Origin of the sequence: Salinicola sp. CR57, from assembly GCF_003206585.1 — a bacterium.
Taxonomy (GTDB): domain Bacteria; phylum Pseudomonadota; class Gammaproteobacteria; order Pseudomonadales; family Halomonadaceae; genus Salinicola; species Salinicola lusitanus.
In genome coordinates this window covers 84,892-103,261 of the sequence record NZ_PZJL01000011.1, presented here as the reverse complement: position 1 = coordinate 103,261, position 18,370 = coordinate 84,892, and the positions used below count along the sequence as shown (strand labels likewise).

Annotated in this window: 16 protein-coding genes; 14 read left to right on the top strand and 2 right to left on the bottom strand. The window is 64.9% G+C overall.

What is annotated here, in order from left to right; translation table 11 throughout:
• Positions 1–47 precede the first annotated feature (47 nt).
• The 9 genes from DOM56_RS15835 (at position 48) to DOM56_RS15795 (ending at position 11,388) form a co-directional block, all read left to right on the top strand.
• On the top strand, positions 48–1,178 hold the full coding sequence (locus tag DOM56_RS15835; RefSeq protein WP_110710037.1) for a mandelate racemase/muconate lactonizing enzyme family protein: 1,131 nt from the start codon (positions 48–50) through the stop codon (positions 1,176–1,178).
• A gap of 133 nt (positions 1,179–1,311) precedes the next feature.
• Positions 1,312–2,640: an enolase C-terminal domain-like protein gene (locus DOM56_RS15830; protein ID WP_110710036.1), complete on the top strand. Its 1,329-nt coding sequence runs from the start codon at positions 1,312–1,314 to the stop codon at positions 2,638–2,640.
• A 208-nt stretch (positions 2,641–2,848) separates the two neighbouring features.
• The gene (locus DOM56_RS15825) at positions 2,849–4,696 is read left to right on the top strand and encodes a GGDEF domain-containing protein (RefSeq protein WP_110710035.1); all 1,848 of its coding nucleotides are present in this window, start codon (positions 2,849–2,851) and stop codon (positions 4,694–4,696) included.
• A 365-nt stretch (positions 4,697–5,061) separates the two neighbouring features.
• Positions 5,062–6,063 (top strand): TRAP transporter substrate-binding protein, encoded by a 1,002-nt coding sequence (locus DOM56_RS15820; RefSeq protein WP_110710034.1) that lies wholly within the window; start codon positions 5,062–5,064, stop codon positions 6,061–6,063.
• Positions 6,064–6,133: 70 nt separating this feature from the next.
• Positions 6,134–6,655, top strand: coding sequence for a TRAP transporter small permease (locus DOM56_RS15815; protein ID WP_110710033.1), 522 nt, complete (start codon positions 6,134–6,136; stop codon positions 6,653–6,655).
• A 4-nt stretch (positions 6,656–6,659) separates the two neighbouring features.
• Positions 6,660–7,940, top strand: coding sequence for a TRAP transporter large permease (locus DOM56_RS15810; protein WP_110600967.1), 1,281 nt, complete (start codon positions 6,660–6,662; stop codon positions 7,938–7,940).
• Between the two features lie 77 nt (positions 7,941–8,017).
• Positions 8,018–8,827: an NAD(P)-dependent oxidoreductase gene (locus DOM56_RS15805; RefSeq protein ID WP_110710032.1), complete on the top strand. Its 810-nt coding sequence runs from the start codon at positions 8,018–8,020 to the stop codon at positions 8,825–8,827.
• Between the two features lie 78 nt (positions 8,828–8,905).
• Positions 8,906–9,685: a FadR/GntR family transcriptional regulator gene (locus DOM56_RS15800; RefSeq protein ID WP_232822332.1), complete on the top strand. Its 780-nt coding sequence runs from the start codon at positions 8,906–8,908 to the stop codon at positions 9,683–9,685.
• A gap of 125 nt (positions 9,686–9,810) precedes the next feature.
• Positions 9,811–11,388, top strand: a complete 1,578-nt coding sequence (locus DOM56_RS15795; RefSeq protein ID WP_110710030.1) for an aldehyde dehydrogenase (NADP(+)) — start codon at positions 9,811–9,813, stop codon at positions 11,386–11,388.
• 91 nt (positions 11,389–11,479) lie between these two features.
• On the opposite strand, the gene DOM56_RS15790 is transcribed toward DOM56_RS15795, so the two are convergent.
• On the bottom strand, positions 11,480–12,427 hold the full coding sequence (locus DOM56_RS15790) for an AEC family transporter (RefSeq protein ID WP_110710029.1): 948 nt from the start codon (positions 12,425–12,427) through the stop codon (positions 11,480–11,482).
• A 228-nt stretch (positions 12,428–12,655) separates the two neighbouring features.
• On the opposite strand from DOM56_RS15790, the gene DOM56_RS15785 reads away from it, so the two are divergent.
• The 3 genes from DOM56_RS15785 to DOM56_RS15775 are packed head-to-tail and all read left to right on the top strand — an operon-like array spanning position 12,656 to position 15,413.
• Positions 12,656–13,462: an alpha/beta hydrolase gene (locus DOM56_RS15785; protein ID WP_110710028.1), complete on the top strand. Its 807-nt coding sequence runs from the start codon at positions 12,656–12,658 to the stop codon at positions 13,460–13,462.
• Complete coding sequence (locus DOM56_RS15780; protein WP_110710027.1) at positions 13,459–14,340, top strand: alpha/beta hydrolase; 882 nt, start codon at positions 13,459–13,461, stop codon at positions 14,338–14,340. The genes DOM56_RS15785 and DOM56_RS15780 overlap by 4 nt, the downstream gene beginning before the upstream one ends.
• Positions 14,337–15,413 carry a patatin-like phospholipase family protein gene (locus DOM56_RS15775; protein ID WP_110710026.1) on the top strand — a complete coding sequence of 359 codons (1,077 nt, stop codon included), beginning with the start codon at positions 14,337–14,339 and terminating at the stop codon, positions 15,411–15,413. The genes DOM56_RS15780 and DOM56_RS15775 overlap by 4 nt, the downstream gene beginning before the upstream one ends.
• Before the next feature lie 111 nt (positions 15,414–15,524).
• Here the strand turns inward: DOM56_RS15775 and DOM56_RS15770 are convergent, their stop codons facing one another.
• Entirely contained in the window at positions 15,525–16,097 is a 573-nt protein-coding gene (locus DOM56_RS15770; protein ID WP_110710025.1) for a Smr/MutS family protein, read from the bottom strand.
• Positions 16,098–16,284: 187 nt separating this feature from the next.
• Here DOM56_RS15770 and prmB point away from each other — a divergent pair, with 187 nt between their 5' ends.
• Positions 16,285–17,241 (top strand): 50S ribosomal protein L3 N(5)-glutamine methyltransferase, encoded by a 957-nt coding sequence (gene prmB, locus DOM56_RS15765; protein ID WP_232822331.1) that lies wholly within the window; start codon positions 16,285–16,287, stop codon positions 17,239–17,241.
• Between the two features lie 33 nt (positions 17,242–17,274).
• Positions 17,275–18,366 carry a chorismate synthase gene (aroC, locus tag DOM56_RS15760; RefSeq protein WP_110710023.1) on the top strand — a complete coding sequence of 364 codons (1,092 nt, stop codon included), beginning with the start codon at positions 17,275–17,277 and terminating at the stop codon, positions 18,364–18,366.
• Positions 18,367–18,370: the final 4 nt, after the last annotated feature.

The following is an 18,370-nucleotide window of genomic DNA, read 5'->3' as shown; positions in this document are numbered from 1 at the left end:
AAACCCTCGGGAGCCAAGCCTCCCAGCCACGATAACGAGGAATCCGAATGTCTAGCGATGCGATCCGCTGGGTCCGTTTTTCCCATGTGCTGTTGCCACTGGCGACACCCATCAGTGACGCCAAGGTACTGACCGGTCGTCAGAAACCCATGACCGAGGTCTCGTTTCTGTTTGCCGAGATCGAAACCCGCGACGGCCATCAAGGTATCGGCTTCAGCTACTCCAAGCGCGCAGGGGGATATGGTCAGTTTGCCCACGCCAAGGAGATCGCCCCGGCCATTCTGGACGAGGACCCCAGCGACATTGGCAAGCTCTGGCAGAAACTGGTCTGGGCCGGCGCGTCGGTGGGGCGTAGCGGGCTGTCGACGCAGGCGATCGCTGCCATCGATGTCGGGCTGTGGGATCTCAAGGCCAGGCGGGCCGGGCTGCCGCTGGCCAAGCTGCTGGGGGCACATCGCGACTCCGTGCAGTGCTACAACACCTCGGGCGGTTTTCTGCACACGCCGATCGAGGAGGTCAAGGAGAACGCCACGCGCTCGCTCGAGAACGGTATCAAGGGCATCAAGATCAAGGTCGGCCAGCCCGACTCGCGTATCGACCTGCAGCGGGTGGAGGCGGTGCGCAAGCACTTGGGCGATGACATTCCGCTGATGATCGACGCCAACCAGCAGTGGGATCGCGCCACGGCACTGCGCTTCGGTCGGGCCATGGAGCCTTACAATCTGGTGTGGATCGAGGAGCCGCTGGACGCCTACGACGTGGAGGGGCATGCCGCGCTGGCCAGCGCGCTGGACACGCCGATCGCGACGGGAGAAATGCTGGCGAGCGTGGGCGAGCACATGGAGCTGATCAAGCATCGCAGCGCCGACATCATTCAACCGGACGCGCCACGCATTGGTGGGATCACCCAGTTCCTGAAGCTGGCGACGCTGGCGGATGCCGCCGGTCTGCAGCTGGCGCCGCACTTCGCGATGGAGATTCACCTGCATCTGGCGGCTGCCTATCCGGCCGAGCCGTGGGTCGAGCATTTCGACTGGCTCGAGCCGCTGTTCAACGAGAGCCTGGAGACCCGTGACGGTCGCATGCGAGTGCCGGGTCGTCCGGGGCTCGGCATCACGCTGACCGAGCAGGCACGTCGTTGGACGGTGGCCAGCGCCGAGTTCGGCAAACGCGGCTAGCAAACCCGGAATCAATAGCTGCGCAGGTGAATTGCTGCGTCGCCCGGTGCCGGGGCGCCGGGCGCCTTGCGCTTCATCTTGCGCGCGGGCTGCTGCGGCGTTCGTGCAACGACTGAATATCGAGGAGTGCGATATGAGTTTCCCCAAGATTACCAGGATGACCGTGATACCGGTCGCCGGCTACGACAGCTTCCTGCTCAACCTGAGCGGCGGCCACGCACCCTGGTTCATTCGCTGCCTGTTGATTCTCGAGGATGACGCCGGCAATCAGGGCGTCGGCGAGATTCCCTCCAGCGAGGGGATCCTCAAGGGACTCGAGCAGTGCCGCTCTCTGGTCGAGGGGGCTCGCGTCAACGAGGTCAAGCAGACGCTCAATCGTGCGCGGCTGCTGCTGGCCAGTAACGGCCGCGAGGAGCGGGGCCGCCAGACCTTCGACCTGCGCGTCGCCGTCCACGTCCTGACCGCCATCGAATCGGCGTTGTTCGATCTTTACGGTCAGGCGCTCGGTCAGCCGGTCGCCGACCTGCTGGGGCGGTTCGGGCGTCAGCGCGACGAGGTCGAGGCGCTGGGCTACCTGTTCCTGCTCGGCGATCCGGACAAGACCGATCTGCCATATCCCAAGGCCGACAGTCCGGCGGATGCCTGGGACGAGGTGCGCTGCAGGGAAGCCCTGACGCCGGATGCGGTGGCCAATCTGGCCAAGGCGGCTTATGAGCGTTATGGCTTCAGGGACTTCAAGCTCAAGGGCGGCGTCCTGCGCGGCGAGGAGGAGGCCGATTGCATTCGAGCGCTGCACGACGCCTTCCCCGAGGCGCGGCTGACCCTCGATCCCAACGGGGCCTGGAAGCTCGACGAGGCGGTCAGGATTCTCGAGCCGATCAAGGAGATTCTGAGCTACGCCGAAGATCCTTGTGGCCAGGAGGAGAGCTGGTCGGGTCGAGAAACCATGGCCGAGTTCAAGAAACGCACCGGCCTACCCACCGCCACCAACATGATCGCCACCGATTTCAAGCAGTTGCAGTACGCGGTGGCACTCAATGCGGTCGACATCCCGCTGGCGGATTGCCACTTCTGGACAATGCAGGGCGCGGTCATGGTCGGCGAGCTGTGCGACGAGTGGGGCATGACCTGGGGCTCTCACTCCAACAATCATTTCGATGTCTCCCTGGCGATGATGACCCACGTGGCAGCAGCCTGCCCGGGCAATATCACGGCCATCGATACCCACTGGATCTGGCAGGATGGGCAACGCCTGACCGAGCGACCCTTCGAGATCCGGGATGGCAAGTTGAAAGTGCCGAAAACGGGGGGGCTAGGGGTCAAGCTCGATATGGCCCAGGTGGAGAAGGCCCATGCGCTTTACAAGTCGCTCGATGTGCGCAGCCGTAATGACGCCATGGCGATGCAGTACCTGATCGATGGCTGGTCGTTCGACCCCAAGTGCCCGGCGCTGGTGCGCTGAATCGGCCGTATCAGCACGCGGCGGAGCCAGCGCCGACCGCGCTGCATCAATGGCCGAGGAGGAGCCGGAAGCGGGCGTCAGGCAGGGTAGTGGGCAGGACAAGGGCGTCAAGGGAGTAGACGAGGGTATTGCTGAATTACCTTTGGATACTTATCTTGACACTTGGTTTCATGACACTATGAGCTCCCCTGAGCGGTAGGAGCTCATCATGCGCGTGATCGGTGCCGTGACCGGCCTGTGCGTATTGCTGATCGGCATATTCGTGGCCTGGAGCTGGGCCACGCGTGAGCCCGAGGGTGAGATACCGAGCGTCGAGCCCAGCGGTTGGGAGTACCGCTGGGGCGACTCACCGCAGGATAGCGCCGGGCTGCCGGCCTGGCTGAACCCCGCTGCTCCTGGCTGGCAGCCGATTGCTTTTCCCGCCGACCCTCCGGCGCGTGAGGGTCACGACAAGGTGTGGTTTCGCCTGCGCCTGCCAGACAACCAATGGCACGATCCGGTACTGTTCATCTCCAGCATCGATCTGATCGCGCAGGTCTACCTCGGTAACCGGCTGATCTACCAGCACGGCGACTTCGACCAGGGCGACGGGATCGCCTTTGCCGGCTGGCCCTGGCACATGATCGCGCTGCCCCAGGACTTCGACGGGCAGACCCTCTGTCTGCGCATCTTCTCCGACTACACCAGTATCGGCCTATGGGGCCAGGTGCGCCTGATGGAGCGCGGAGAGGCCTATCGTCAGATCATCCGGCGCTCGGCCTGGGACGTGGCGGTGAGCGCGCTGGCCCTGGCGCTCTCGGTGTTCGCCGCGATCTTCGCCGCCAGCGGGGTCGAGCGGCGCAGCTTCGGTGCCATCGCGCTGTTCGCCGGCGCCTCGGGGCTGATGCTGCTGGCCGAGGCGCCGGCGCGGCAATTGATTGCCGGCAACCCGCTGGGATGGGATCTGATCAGGGCCTTCAGCTACTACATGCTGCCGGTGGCGACCGGGTTGATCCTGGCCCACTGGCTCCAGGGCCGTCCGCGGCGCTGGATGCAGCGGCTGTGGGCGCTGCATCTCGCCTACGTGATGCTGGTGATGGGGCTGGTCCAGGGGAATGTGATCAATCTGTCGCTGACCTTTCCGATCTTCGACGGCCTGCTGGTGGCAACGCTGCCGGCGATGCTGGCACTGGCGCTATGGCAGTGGCGAGCGCTGGATGGCACCCAGCGTACCGTGGTGCTCTGCTTCGCGCTGTTCGCGCCGTTGCTGCTGGCCGATATGCTGGTGGCTCACGGTTTCATCCCGTGGCAGCCGATACCGTTGAGCTTCGGCTCGCTGGCCTTCTCACTCTCCTGCGTGGCGATCTCGCTGCACCGTTACCATCGGGTCCATCGTGAGCTGGCCCGCTCCCATGAGACGCTGGAGCAGCAGGTGACGACGCGCACCGAAGAGCTGGCACGACTGGTCGAGGAGCTCGAGGGGCTGTCCTATCGCGATGCCCTGACCGGGCTCTACAACCGTCGTCACTTCGACGCCGCCTACGCCCAGGCGTGCCGGCGGGCGGTATCACGCGGCGAGTGTCTGACACTGGCGATTCTCGATCTCGACCACTTCAAGCGTATCAACGATCGCTTCGGGCATGATGCCGGCGACAGCGTGCTGGTGACCCTGGCCGGGCTGCTCAAGGCGCACCAGGAGATCGGCGAGAGTGTCTGCCGCCTGGGCGGCGAGGAGTTCGCGCTGTTTTCCCACGCCTCGCCGGAGGCGCTGGCCGAGCGCCTCGAGCGGCTGCTGGGGCGGCTCCTCGCGACGCCGCTCAAGCGTGGCGAATTGTGCCTGGGCCATGTCACCTTCTCCGCCGGTATCGCCAGCTACCCGGTGCACAGTGCAAGTCCAGACAGCCTGCTGCGACTGGCCGACGAAGCGCTCTACCGCGCCAAGCGTGGCGGGCGCAGTGCGGTGGCGATCTATTCGGCCTCGGCCGCGCCGTCCCTGCAGAAGGCGGATTTCGGTCGCGAGCGGTGCGGTGCGAGCGGCGATGCTCAGCCGCCGCGAGCGGAGGCGGAGCAAGGGTGACCGGCGGCAGTACCTGATCGCCGGACGGTCGTTCGATCCCAGGCGCCCCTCACTGATGCGTTGATGCAGGGGGCGCGATTCTTGATCTGGAGAGAGTGGGAAGGAGTCTCCTCGGAGGCGCCACATCTCTCTCCTTCGAGAATCGAAATGCGCGTCATCTGAAAAGCCAGTTCGATTTCTCGGTTAACGAAAAGAATCATGAAGTTGTCATTGGAAGTAATAATTTAGAGACAAAATTTTGTTTCATGACAATGAATTATCAGACATTCGTCTGCGAGCCCAAAGTCTAATATTGTTCTAAGTATGATGTATGGCAGCCTGTGAAACGATAACAAACAGGCGACCCATCGCTACAGGAGCAGATCATGCCGCAATCTCTTTTCTCGAGAATGACCGTGCCGCTGACGGCGCTATTGACCGCCGGTGCGCTGATGGGCGTCGCCGCGAGTGCCTCGGCGGAAGATTGGAGAGGTTGGAACGTCCACCCCGATGGTTATCCCAACTCGCTGGCGCTGAAATCCTTTGCCGACGAGGTCTCCGACAAGACGCAAGGCCGGGTCAATCCGCGCGTCTACAACAATGCGGTGCTGGGCGATCAGCCGGATGCGATCGATCAGACGCGCAGCGGGGCGCTGGACTTCGGCAATTTCAACATGGGGCCGATGGGCCCGATCGTGCCGGAAACCGACGTGCTGTCGCTGCCATTCCTGTTCGACAGCGTCGACCAGATGTACCAGGTCATGGATGGGGACATCGGCCAGCGCTTCGCCGACGCGCTGGCCGACAAGGATCTGATCGCGCTGTCGTGGTTCGGCTCCGGTGCGCGAAGTTTCTACGATACCGACCACCCGATCGAGGAGCCGGACGACGTCAAGGGGCTGAAACTGCGGGTCATGAACAACGACCTGTACGTGCAGATGGTCGATGCGCTGGGCGGCAACGCCACGCCAATGTCCTACGGTGAGGTCTTCCAGTCTCTCAAGACCGGGGTCATCGACGGTGCCGAGAACAATTTCCCGTCGTTCGAATCCAGCAACCACTACGAAGTCGCCAAGTACTTCTCCGAAACCGATCACCTGATCATTCCGGAGTGCCTGTGCATCGCCAGGACGAGCTGGGACGCACTCTCCGACGAGGACAAGTCGATCGTGCGCACCGCCGCGGAGAACGCCGCCAAGGAGCAGCGAAAACTGTGGGCGGAGCGCGTCGAGAAGAGTCGCGAGATCGTCGAGAAAGCGGGCGTGAAGGTCAACCAGGTCAAGGACAAGAGTGCGTTTCAAGCTCGGATGGAGCCCATCTATCAGGCATTCATCAAGGAGCATCCCGACCTGGAATCGCTGATCGACGATATCCGCAACACCCAGTGACAACCTCAGGGAGGCGGGGCCGGTTCACCGGCGCTCGCCACTCGCTCTCGACATCGACAGGATAACCCACGTGGACAAGGTTCCGGATTCGGCCTCCGCCCCTGGCTCGACATCGGACAGGGTGCTGGATGGTCTGGCACGTCTGTGTCTGATCGTCGCCGGCGTTCTGCTGGTGTTTCTCATCTTCTCGTTCGGCTGGCTGGTGTTCGGGCGCTACGTGCTCAACGACACACCGACCTGGATCGAGCAGTCGTCGCTCTTGATCGTCGTCTACATCACCTGTCTCGGCGCCGCGGCCGGGGTGCGCTTCAATTCCCACTTGAGCATCGATTTCCTGCGAGAGGGCGCGCCTCGCGTACCTCGCGCGATCATGCACGCCATCGCCGATGGCTTCGTGATCCTGTTCGGCGCCTTCATGGCGTGGCAGGGCGGGCTGATGGTCATGAACAACGCGGGACGGCCGATTCCGATGATCGGCTTGTCGGAGAGCTGGCGAGCCGCGCCGCTCGTCGTGTGTGGTGTACTGCTGGTGATCTTCACCGGCGCCAATCTCATCAAGCGATGGTTTTCGAACCCGCGGGCGGGGAGCTGAATCCATGGGACTGGCAATACTCTTCGGTGTTTTCCTGCTCGGCCTGATCGTGGGCGCACCGATCGCTTTCGCCGTGGGACTCGCTTCGATCGTGACCTTTCTCTACGAAGGACTGCCGCTGTTCGTGGGCTTCCAGCGTATCGTGTCGGGGATCTCCGTCTTCTCGCTGCTGGCGATTCCGTTCTTCATCTTCGCCGGCGAGCTGATGCTCCATGGCGGAATCTCGAGCCGGCTGGTGCGTTTCGCCTCGGCGGCCGTCGGGCGCATGCGCGGCGGGCTCGGCATGGTCAACGTCACCTCGTCGATGCTGTTCGGCGGCATTTCCGGGTCGGCGGTCGCGGACACGTCCGCGCTGGGCTCGATCCTGATCCCGGTGATGAAGGAGAAGGGTTATGACACCGACTATGCGGTCAACGTCACCGTCACTTCCTCCATCGCCGGTGTCGTGATCCCGCCGAGTCACAACATGATCCTCTATGCGGTGGCCGCCGGCGGGGGTGTTTCGGTGACGCAGCTTTTCGTCGCCGGCATCGTGCCGGGGGTACTGATGTGTCTGGCCCTGGCAGTGGCGGCCTATCTCGTTGCCGTCAAGCGGGGCTACGGTGGCGAGGCGTTTCCGGGCTGGGCGGCGCTGGTGGTCAGCTTCTTCGCCTCGTTACCGGGCCTGCTGACGGCAGTGATCATCGTCGGCGGCGTGCTCTCCGGCATCTTGACAGTGACGGAGTCGGGGGCATTCGGCGCCATCTACGCGATCGTGATTACCGGCCTGGTCTACCGGGAGCTGCGCTGGTCGGCCTTCAAGACGGCGGTCTACCAGGCCGTCAAGACCACCGCGCTGGTCATGATCCTGGTCGGCTGTGCCTCGGCATTTTCCTACCTGCTGGCGCTCTACAACGTGCCGGAGCTGCTCGCCGAGGCGCTGACCTCCATCTCCAGCAATCCGGTGGTGGTGCTGTTGATGCTCAATCTGCTGCTGCTGGCACTTGGCATGATCATGGACATGGCGCCGTTGATCCTGATCTGCACGCCGATCTTCCTGCCGGTGGCGCAGCAGTTCGGCATGGATCCGATCCAGTTCGGCATCCTGATGATGATGAACCTGGGAATCGGGCTCTGCACGCCCCCGGTCGGCGGCTGCCTGTTCGTCGGCAGCGCCATCGGCGGGATCAAGATCGAGCAGACGGTCAAGACCATCTGGCCGTTCTACCTGGCACTGTTCGTGGTACTGATGCTGGTGACCTATGTCCCCGCCGTGTCGTTGGCGCTGCCGAACTGGCTACAGTGATCCCGTTTCCCACCTCAGGCCCGACCCGATTTGGGCCCTGGCCATCCTGTGAATGATCTGACTCGAGGAGTCGACCGATGTTGAACCGACTGTTGGTCACCGGCGCCGCCGGTGGCGTGGGTCAAGCGATCCGCCCTCATCTTTCCCGGCTGGCCCGACAGGTACGCCTGTCCGATATCGCCGATCTGGGCAGTGCGGCCGATCACGAGGAACTCGTTTCCTGCGAGCTGTCGGATGCCCAGGCCGTCGCCCGGCTCGTCGACGGTTGCGATGGCGTCGTCCACCTGGGAGGCATCTCGGTGGAGAAACCCTGGGAAGGTATCCTCCAGGCCAATATCATCGGCGTCTACAATCTCTATGAAGCAGCTCGCCGACAGGGCAGGCCGCGAATCGTGTTCGCCAGCTCGAATCACACCATCGGGTACTACGAACGCGCGACGCACATCGATACCCGGGTTCCTCATCGGCCGGATTCGCTCTACGGCGTTTCCAAGTGCTTCGGCGAGGATCTGGCGAGTCTCTATTTCGATAAGTTCGCGATCGAGACCCTGAGTGTTCGTATCGGCTCCTGCTTTCCCCGGCCCAAGGATACCCGGATGCTGGCCACCTGGCTGGGAACCGAGGACTTCGTGGCGCTACTCGAGCGCGCCTTCCAGGCACCACGGCTGGGTCATACGGTGATCTACGGGGTTTCGGACAACGATGAACGCTGGTGGGACAACCGCCACGCGCAGTTTCTCGGTTGGGTGCCGCAAGAGAGTTCGTCTCCGTGGCGTGATGAGGTGGAGGCCCAGGCCCGCCAGGCGCCCCAGGATCCGCAGGACCCGGCGGTCGTCCGCCAAGGGGGTAAATTCGTCACCCTGGGGCATCCCGACGACGAAACATGAGCCCGTGGCCGCCAGATCGAACTGGTATGCTGATGGTCTCGAAGGTCATACAGCGCTGGCGATGTCCGGGTGATTCGGATGTCGGACAAGAAAATCGATAAGGTAGGCAGCACGATGGAGCAGACCAAGGCTTGGGAGATCAAGCGTATCTCGTCTCAGGAGAGTCTTTCGCGCCAGATTGCCCGGCAACTGGAGGCGCTGATCACTCAGGAGCGGATCGCGGTGGGGGACAAGTTGCCGACCGAGAGTCAGCTGTGCGACATGTTCGGTGTCAGCCGGACGGCGGTGCGCGAGGCGATCGCTCATCTCAAGTCGATGGGGCTGGTCGAGACGCGTCGCGGTATCGGTACGCGCGTGCTGCGCTCCGCACCGGATCACCACTTTCCTGCGCGTCGCATCAGTGCCACCACGGTGGAGGACATCCTGCACGTGTTGGAGATGCGCATCACGCTGGACTCCCAGGCCGCAGCGCTGGCGGCGGAGCGGCATACGCCGGCCGATGTCGCGGCGCTGGAATCGGCCCACGAACGGTTTCTGGCTGCCTGCAAGACCGACAGTCAGGCGCGTCACGAGGATTATGTCTTTCATCGCGCGGTCGTCGAGGCCACTCACAATCCGTTTTTCGTGTCGCTGTACGACCAGCTCCACGAGGGCGCCATCCCTCGCACCAAGCTCCTGTCCGTGGAACTCGACCCGGAAGCCGTATCTTACTATCTTGAAAGGGTGGCGCGTGAGCACGCCGAGGTCCTGCAGGCCATCGTCTCGGGCGAGGCCGAAGCCGCGCGCAATGCCATGCATCGTCATCTTCAGCGGGCGTACGACAATTACGCCGCGTATCAGGATCATTCCCAAGCGTGACGCCCACCGGCCCGGACCGGTGTCCGGGCTGGCCAACTGCAGTGCATCCGCGCCTATCGCCCTCGCCAGGAGGGTGGCGGTGTTGCGTTGGCGTCCGCACATTCAAGCGCTATCCAGGAGGTAACGTGAATCTGACTGGCGAATTATTGATCGGGCAGCAAACCGTCAAAGGTAGCCGCGACCCCATCGTGGCGATCAATCCGGCGACTGGAGAGCGGCTGCCGACCGAGTTCCCTGGGGGAACGGCGGAGGATGTCTCGCGAGCCTGCGAGCTGGCCTGGTCGGCCTTCGATACCTACCGTGAATCCTCGCTCGAGACACGCGCCAGCTTCCTCGAGACGATTGCCGACGAGATCGAAGCGATCGGCGATGACCTGATCGAGCGTGCGGTGGCCGAATCCGGCCTGCCGCAGGCGCGTATCCAGGGCGAGCGAGGGCGCACCTGCGGCCAGCTCCGGCTGTTCGCCAAGACCGTACGGGCCGGCGAATGGCTGGACGTGCGGGTCGACCCGGCCCTGCCGGATCGGCAGCCGATGCCGCGGGTCGATCTGCGTCAGCGCCACATCGCCCTGGGGCCGGTGGCCGTCTTCGGCGCCAGCAACTTTCCGCTGGCGTTCTCCGTGGCCGGCGGCGATACCGCCTCGGCGCTGGCCGCGGGCTGTCCCGTGGTGGTGAAAGCACACCCGGCGCATCCAGGCACCTGTGAACTGGTCGGCCGCGCGGTGCAAGCGGCCGTGAAGCAGTGCGGGCTGCCGGAAGGGGTGTTCTCGATGCTGCACGACGCCAGCTTCGAGGTCGGCCAGGCTCTGGTCGCCGATCCACGGATCAAGGCCGGCGGCTTCACCGGGTCGCGCAAGGGCGGACTGGCGCTGCTGGATATCGCCCAGCGTCGTCCGGAGCCGATTCCTTTCTACGCCGAGATGAGCAGCATCAATCCGGTTTTCCTGATGCCGGCGGCGCTCAAGGCGCGGGGCAAGGCGCTGGGCGAGGCGTTCGTGGGCTCTCTCAACATGGGGGCCGGGCAGTTCTGCACCAACCCGGGGCTGGTGATTGCGATCGAGGGCCCGGATCTCGATGCCTTCCTCGACGCTGCCGCGCAAGCCGTCGAGGCGAGCGCCGCCCAGACGATGCTGACCCCGGGCATCCACGATGCCTACGAGCATGGCGTCAGTGTCCTGGCCGCGAGTACCAAGGTGAAAGAAGTCGCGCGGGGCCAGCAGGGCGACGGCCCCAACCAGTGCCAGAGCGGGCTGTTCGTGGCCGCTGGGGAAGACGTGATCGCCGACGAATCGCTTCAGGCCGAGATATTCGGGGCCTCCTCGCTGGTCGTCTCGTGCCGTGACGCCGCCGAGGTCAAGCGCGTGGCCGAAGCGCTGGAAGGACAGCTCACGGCGACCCTGCAGATGGACGATGGCGATCTCGAAGCCGCCAGGGCGCTGTTGCCGATCCTGGAGCGCAAGGCCGGTCGCATCATGGCCAACGGCTGGCCGACCGGCGTCGAGGTTTGTCACGCCATGGTCCACGGCGGCCCGTTCCCGGCCACCTCCGATGCGCGTTCCACTTCCGTCGGCACGGCGGCGATCTTCCGCTTCCTGCGGCCGGTCTGCTACCAGGACCTGCCGGATGCGCTGTTGCCGGAAGCCGTTCGCGAGGGCAATCCGTTGAAGCTGCGCCGGCTGCTGGACGGCGAGCGCGAGGGCTGAGGCCTCGGCCCGGGTTCCGATCCCTGGCACGCCAGTGAAATGGGCCGCTCGAGAGAGCGGCCCGTTTTTTTCGAGGGACGGCGGTGGCAGGCTATATCAGCGCCAGCCACTTCAGCAGGAAGAGTCCCAGGCTCAAGGTGAACATGGAGGCGAAGGTGGTGATGACGATGATGTTGGCCGCCAGTTTGTCGTTGGCCTTGAACGCCTTGGCCATGACGAAGCTGGCCGCCGCCCCGGGGCAGCCCAGGTAAAGGAACAGGATCCCCAGGGCGGGCCCCCGGATGCCCATGGCAAGTGCCCCGGCAATCCCGAGCAGTGGAACCCAGACCAGCTTCCACAGGCTGGCATCGAGAGCGATGCTGCTGCTGCGCTTGAACGCGCTGACCGATAGCGTGCCGCCGATGCAGATCAATCCCAACGGCAGCGACATGCCGGCGAGATAGCCGCCCGAGGTCATGGCCCAGCCGGGCAGCTCGACGCCCGACAGCGCCACCGGAATGGCGAAGACCACGCTCAGGATCAGGGGGTTTTTGGCCAGGTTCTTGGCCAGGCTGCGGAAGTCGGTGGCGATCTGGTCGCTGTAGAATGACAGGATGAAGACCGAAAAGACGTTGTAGATGACGATGACGGCACCGGCCAGCACGCCACCGACGGAGAGACCGTAGTCGCCGTATTGGCCGGCGGCCAGCGCCAGCCCGACGATACCGTTGTTGGCCCGGAACGCCCCCTGGGTGAAGATGCCGCGCTCTATCCGCGGGTGTCGCCAGACCGCCCAGGCCCAGGCGAGGAAGAAGCTGACCACGGTGTAGCCGATGAAGTAGCCGATCAGCTCCGGTTGCAGCGCACGGTTCAGGTCGGCCTTGACGATGCTGAGGAACAGCAGCGCCGGCATGGTGACCTTGAACACCAGCATCGACGCCGTGGTGATGAAATGGGCGTCGATCCAGCCGATGCGCTTGAGTCCGAGGCCCAGGAAGACCATCAGGAAGACGGGGAGGGTGATCTCCAGCGTGTGGGTAAAGGCGGCCAGCAGCCCCATCGTTCACTCTCCGCCGCGTACCAGCCAGAAGCCGACGATCAGCGCGGCGATCAGCAGGGCCCAGAATAATCGGTTACGCAGACGCGTATCGCGATGGGATCCTTTGCGAGACACAGTACAATCCTTTTTTGGCAAACGCTTCGAACGCGCGTTCGACAAGCATGTCGACGATAGCGCCAGCAAGATGAAGCGGTGAAAATGTATAGCCGATAGTCTAAGGGAATTTGGATGTCGATGCTGCCTTATCCACTGGTCTTCGCCCACGCCAACGGCTTCACTGGCGCCAGCTATCGGACGTTGCTGTCGCCGTTGGCAGAGCGTTTCGCACTGCATCCGCTGGATCGTCTGGCTCACGACCCCCGCTATCCGGTCGGACGCAACTGGCTGGCGCTTCGCGAAGAGTATCTCGCCGCGATCGAGCCGCTGGCAGCGCCGGTCGTGGCCGTGGGTCACTCCATGGGCGGGGTGTTGTCGATCATGGCCGCGGCCAAGGCGCCACAACGTTTCCGGGCCGTGGTGGCGCTGGATCCTCCGCTGCTGCTCGGGCGCGACGCCTGGATGTTGAAGGCCGCCAAGCTGACAGGGTTCGTCGACCGGGTGACGCCGGCGGGCAAGACGCTGAAACGCCGCGAGACCTGGCCCAGCCGCGACGCCATGGCGGCGGCACTGCGTCGCCGCTCGTTGTTTCAGCGCTTCACCGAGACTGCCATGAGCGACTACGTCACCGGGGCGACCACGATCGACGATGACAGCGGCGCCGCCAGGTTGCGATATGCGCCCCGAACCGAAGCGGCCGTCTTTCGACACCTGCCCGATCACCTGGCGTCGGTGCTGCGCAAGCTCGCCGTGCCGCTGACGGTGATCGCCGGTGAGCAGTCCGACCTGCTGACGCCCGGTCGGCGACGCTCGCTCGAGCGATTGGGCATTCGACTTCGCTGCGTACCCGGGGGGCACATGTTCCCGTTCGAACAACCGGAAGCCACTCGCGAGGCGATCGTCAGGGCCGTTGGCGAGATGTTGGGAGAGAGCGTGTGAGACCGACAGAAACGGTATTGGGAGAAGGGCGGCTGGCGGCATTGAGCTGGGGCGACGAAACCGCGCCGACCTGGGTGGCCCTGCATGGCTGGCTAGACAATGCCGCGTCCTTCGCTCGCCTGGCGCCGGCGCTGGTCACCGGGCTGGGCATCCGCCTGGTGGCGCTGGACTTGCCGGGGCATGGTCATTCGCCGCACCGCGGCGAGCGCGCCGACTATCCGCTGTGGGGCTACGTCCCCGACGTGCTCGAGGCGCTGGATGGGTTGAATCTACGCGCCGCGACGCTGGTCGGCCACTCGATGGGTGCGGGGGTCGCCAGCCTGCTCGCCGCGGCGATGCCGGCGCGAGTGGAGCGGCTGGTGCTGATCGACGGGCTCGCCTCGACCACCAACGAACCGGCCGAAACGGTGGCACAGCTGCAGGCGGCGCTGGGCGCGCGCGCTCGGTCGCGCGGCGATACCGGCGGTTATCCCAGCGTGGAAGACGCCGTCGCCGCGCGGGTTCGGGGCGGAGTCACCCCGATCGATGCGGATACCGCGCGGCCCATCGTCGAGCGGAACCTGGTGAGAGCGCAGGATGGGCGCTATCGCTGGCGCACCGACCGGCGCTTGACCTGGCCATCGCTGCTGCGCTGGACGCCGGACCAGATGCTGGAGACGGTCGCCGCGATTCGGGCACCGGTATTGCTGTTACAGGCCACGGGCGGGGTGTTGACCCAGCGGCCGCATCTCGGTGATGCCTGCCGTCGGCTCGCCAGGCTCGAGCGACGCATCGTCTCCGGCGGTCATCATCTGCATCTGGAACGAATCAGAGTGGCGCAGGTGACGGACGAAATCGTACGCTGGCATCAATCGACCGTCGGGGAGTGCGTGTCATGAAACCTCGAGTCTCGTTGGTATTGGGCAGTGGTGGTGCGCGGGGCTATGCGCATATCGGCGTGATCGAGGAACTCGAGGCACGAGGCTACGAGATCGCCTCGATCTCCGGTTGCTCGATGGGGGCCCTGATCGGTGGCATCCATGCCGCCGGCCAGCTCGATGCCTATCGCGACTGGGTCTGTAAGCTCGACTATTTCGATGTGCTGCGACTGGTCGACATCACCTGGAGCGCCATGGGCGCGATGCGCGCCGGCAAGGTAATGACCAAGCTGGAGTCACTGGTCGGTGATATCCGCATCGAGGATCTGCCGATGCCGTTCACCGCCGTGGCCACGGACCTGGGACGGCAGCGCGAAGTGTGGTTCCAGAGCGGGCCGCTGCTGCGGGCGATCCGTGCTTCGATCGCGGTGCCGGGGATCATCACCCCGGTCCAGGAAAATGGCCATGTCCTGGTCGACGGCGGGCTGCTGAACCCGCTCCCGATCATCCCCACGGTGTCGGTCGACGCGGATCTGGTGCTGGCGGTCAACGCCACCGCCCAGACGCCGCGGCTGGTGACGCTGGAGGAGTTGCTGCCGGCCGACCAGGCAGCCCAGGAACACGCCCGCGAGATCGAGCGCGAGGCCGAGGGCAAGAGCTTCAGCGGCTGGCTGAAGAACGTGCGCACGCGGGTCCAGGGCATGGTCTCCTCGTTCAACGACGAGGAGGAAGCTTCCGAGAACGTCAGCTGGTCGAGCCAGACCGAGCGCGCCTGGAGCAAGCTGGACATGATGCTGGCCTCGTTCGATATCACCCAGGCTGCGCTGGCCAAGTACAAGGTCGCCGGTTATCCACCCGATATCCTGATCGACGTGCCCAAGAGCGTATGCGGAGCTTACGAGTTCCATCGGGCGGAGGCGCTGATCGAGCTGGGGCGCTATCTCACCGCCCAGGCCCTGGATCGCCATGAGCGCCAGCGTGACCAGACCATGGTGGCCGGTGAGCCAGTCGACGGCCGCCGCCATCCCTCCAGTAGCGGCGACCCCCAGGGGCGGTTGCCGCTGCCGCTGTCGTCGCCCAAGCGGCACGGTTGAAGACAAGGCAGGGCCGCCTGGGTGCGTCGCGCGAGTTCGCCCTTCCTCAAGCCCAATCTCGATCCAGGTCTGCGTTTCGCCGCGCGCTCCCTGGGCGTCCCAGGTGACGATTCAGCGGCTTGAATCGGCCCGGGTGCGCAGCAGGACATAGAGCGCGCCGGTGCCGCCGTCGATCTCGCTGGCGGAGCAGAAAGCGATCACTCGCGACCAGTTCTTGAGCCAGGCATTGACGTGGCTCTTGATCACCGGGTAGTCCGCGCCGCTGCCGCGATAGCCACGCGCCTTGCCATGGACCACCAGCACGCAGCGCACCCGGTTGGCGATGGCGTCATCGATGAACGATTCGAGCTCGAGGCGCGCCTCGTCGAGGGTGTGGCCGTGGAGGTCGAGTCCGCCCTCCCAGGCGATATGGCCCCGCTTGAGTTTGGCGAAGGTGCGCTGGGGGAGGTCGGGGATCGCGAATTCCAGCCGCTCGTGCGGTGTGACGGCCTCGACGCCACCGTCGGAGAGCTGGGACTGCACCACCGGTGCAGCCTGCTCGGCGGCTTCACGGCGGATGTCGGCGTTGATGTCGTTGCGGCGCGGCTTGCCGACGGCGGCGCGATTGACGCTGAGCCGCCTGACGCCGGCTGCTTTCAGCGCGTCGCGGAACGCATTTTGATCGTCATCGTCGCCTGAAGTCATGACCGTGGAACCTCCGCTTGCCATCGTCGTGCCGGCTGGAATCGTTGCGCGGCGCAAAGGGTAAACGATTCCAGGCTTCATGGCTTGTCTGCGGGGAGCGGTAGGTGATGAATCAGCCCGGCTGTGAACCCGCCACCCTTGAGGGTACAATCGTCGTCCGTTTTTCAGCCTGATGCGAGTCCCGTCCATGCCCCGTTTGCCGTCGACCCTGACGCTAGCCGACGATGCCATCGTCGCCGATCTGTTCAGCGTGCGGGACTGCCTGCGTTGGGCAACCAGCGAATTCCACGCCCACCGCCTCCATTTCGGCCACGGCACCGACAGCGCCTGGGACGAAGCGGTGGCGCTGGTGCTGGGGGCGCTGCATCTGCCCTGGGATGTCGACCCGGCGGTGCTCGATTCGCGGCTTCTGGGCGTCGAGCGCGAACGCATCGTGGCACTGGTCAGGACTCGGATCGAGACGCGCCAGCCGCTGCCTTACCTGATCGGCGAGGCGTTTTTCGCCGGCTTCCCGTTCGAGGTCGACGAACGAGTGCTGATTCCACGTTCGCCGACGGCGGAGCTGATCGAACAGGGGTTCTCGGCCTGGTTCGACGACAGGCCCCCGGCTCGCGTCCTCGATCTCTGTACCGGCTCCGGCTGCATGGGCATCGCCACCGCGCTTCACCTGCCGACCTGCGAGGTGGACCTGGTCGATATCAGCGTCGACGCGCTCGACGTGGCCAAGGCCAACATCGTGCGCCACGACGTCGGCCGGCGCGTGCGTGCCGTGGCCTCCGACCTGTTCGAGGGTATCGCCGGGCAGCGCTACGACCTGATCGTCAGCAACCCGCCCTACGTCGACAGTCGCGATCTGGCGGCGATGCCGGCGGAGTATCGCCACGAACCCGACCTGGCGCTGGGCGCCGGTCGAGACGGTCTCGACATCGTGCGACGCATCCTGCGCGAGGCGCGGGCCTATCTGAACGACGGCGGTATGCTGATCGTCGAGGTCGGCAATTCTCAGCACCACCTCGAGGCGGCCTTTCCGACGGTGCCGTTTCTCTGGCTCGAGTTCGAGCGCGGGGGCGAAGGCGTTTTCGCACTCAGTGCCGAGGATCTCGATACCTACGCGGATGTTTTCGCCGCTTCCCAAGCGCGCTGATTGCGAGCTTTTACCCTTTTCTGAGGATCGCGCATGTCCGGCAACACCTTCGGCAAACTGTTCACCGTCACCACTTTCGGTGAGAGTCACGGCCCCGCGCTGGGCGCCATCGTCGATGGCTGTCCGCCGGGACTCGAGATCGGCGAAGCGGACCTTCAGGTCGATCTGGACCGCCGTCGCCCCGGCTCCTCGCGTCATACTACCCAGCGCCGGGAGCCCGACCAGGTGAAGATCCTCTCCGGGGTGTTCGAGGGCAGGACCACCGGCACGCCGATCGGGCTGTTGATCGAGAACACCGATCAGCGCTCCAAGGACTACTCCAAGATCGCGGAGCAATTCCGGCCGGCGCACGCCGACTACACCTACCACCACAAGTACGGCATCCGCGACTATCGGGGTGGCGGACGCTCCAGCGCTCGCGAGACCGCGATGCGGGTGGCCGCCGGCGCCATCGCCAAGGCCTGGCTGGCGCAACAGGGCATCCGGGTGCGCGGCTACATGAGCCAGCTCGGGCCGATCGAGCTCGACTTCAAGAGCTGGGAGGGGGTGGACGACAACCCGTTCTTCTGTCCCGATCCGGACAGGCTCCCGGAGCTCGAGGCCTACATGGATCAGCTGCGCCGTGACCAGGATTCGGTCGGCGCGAGAATCACCGTGGTTGCCGAGGGGGTGCCGGTGGGGCTGGGCGAGCCGGTCTTCGACCGTCTGGATGCCGACCTCGCCCACGCCCTGATGGGCATCAACGCGGTGAAGGGCGTCGAGATCGGCGACGGCTTCGGTGTCGTGGCGCAACGGGGCAGCGAACACCGCGACGAGATGACGCCTGAAGGCTTTCTCTCCAATCATGCCGGTGGCGTTCTCGGTGGGATCTCCAGCGGCCAGCCGATCGTCGCGCATCTAGCGCTGAAGCCGACCTCCAGCATCACCCGGCCGGGGCGTTCCATCGACGTGCACGGCGAGCCGGTGGAGGTGGTCACCAAGGGCCGTCACGACCCCTGCGTCGGTATCCGCGCCACACCGATCGCCGAGGCGATGATGGCGCTGACGCTGATCGATCACCTGCTGCGCCACCGGGGGCAGAACGGCGACGTCCGCGTCGATACGCCACGCCTCGGCCAGCGCTGACGCA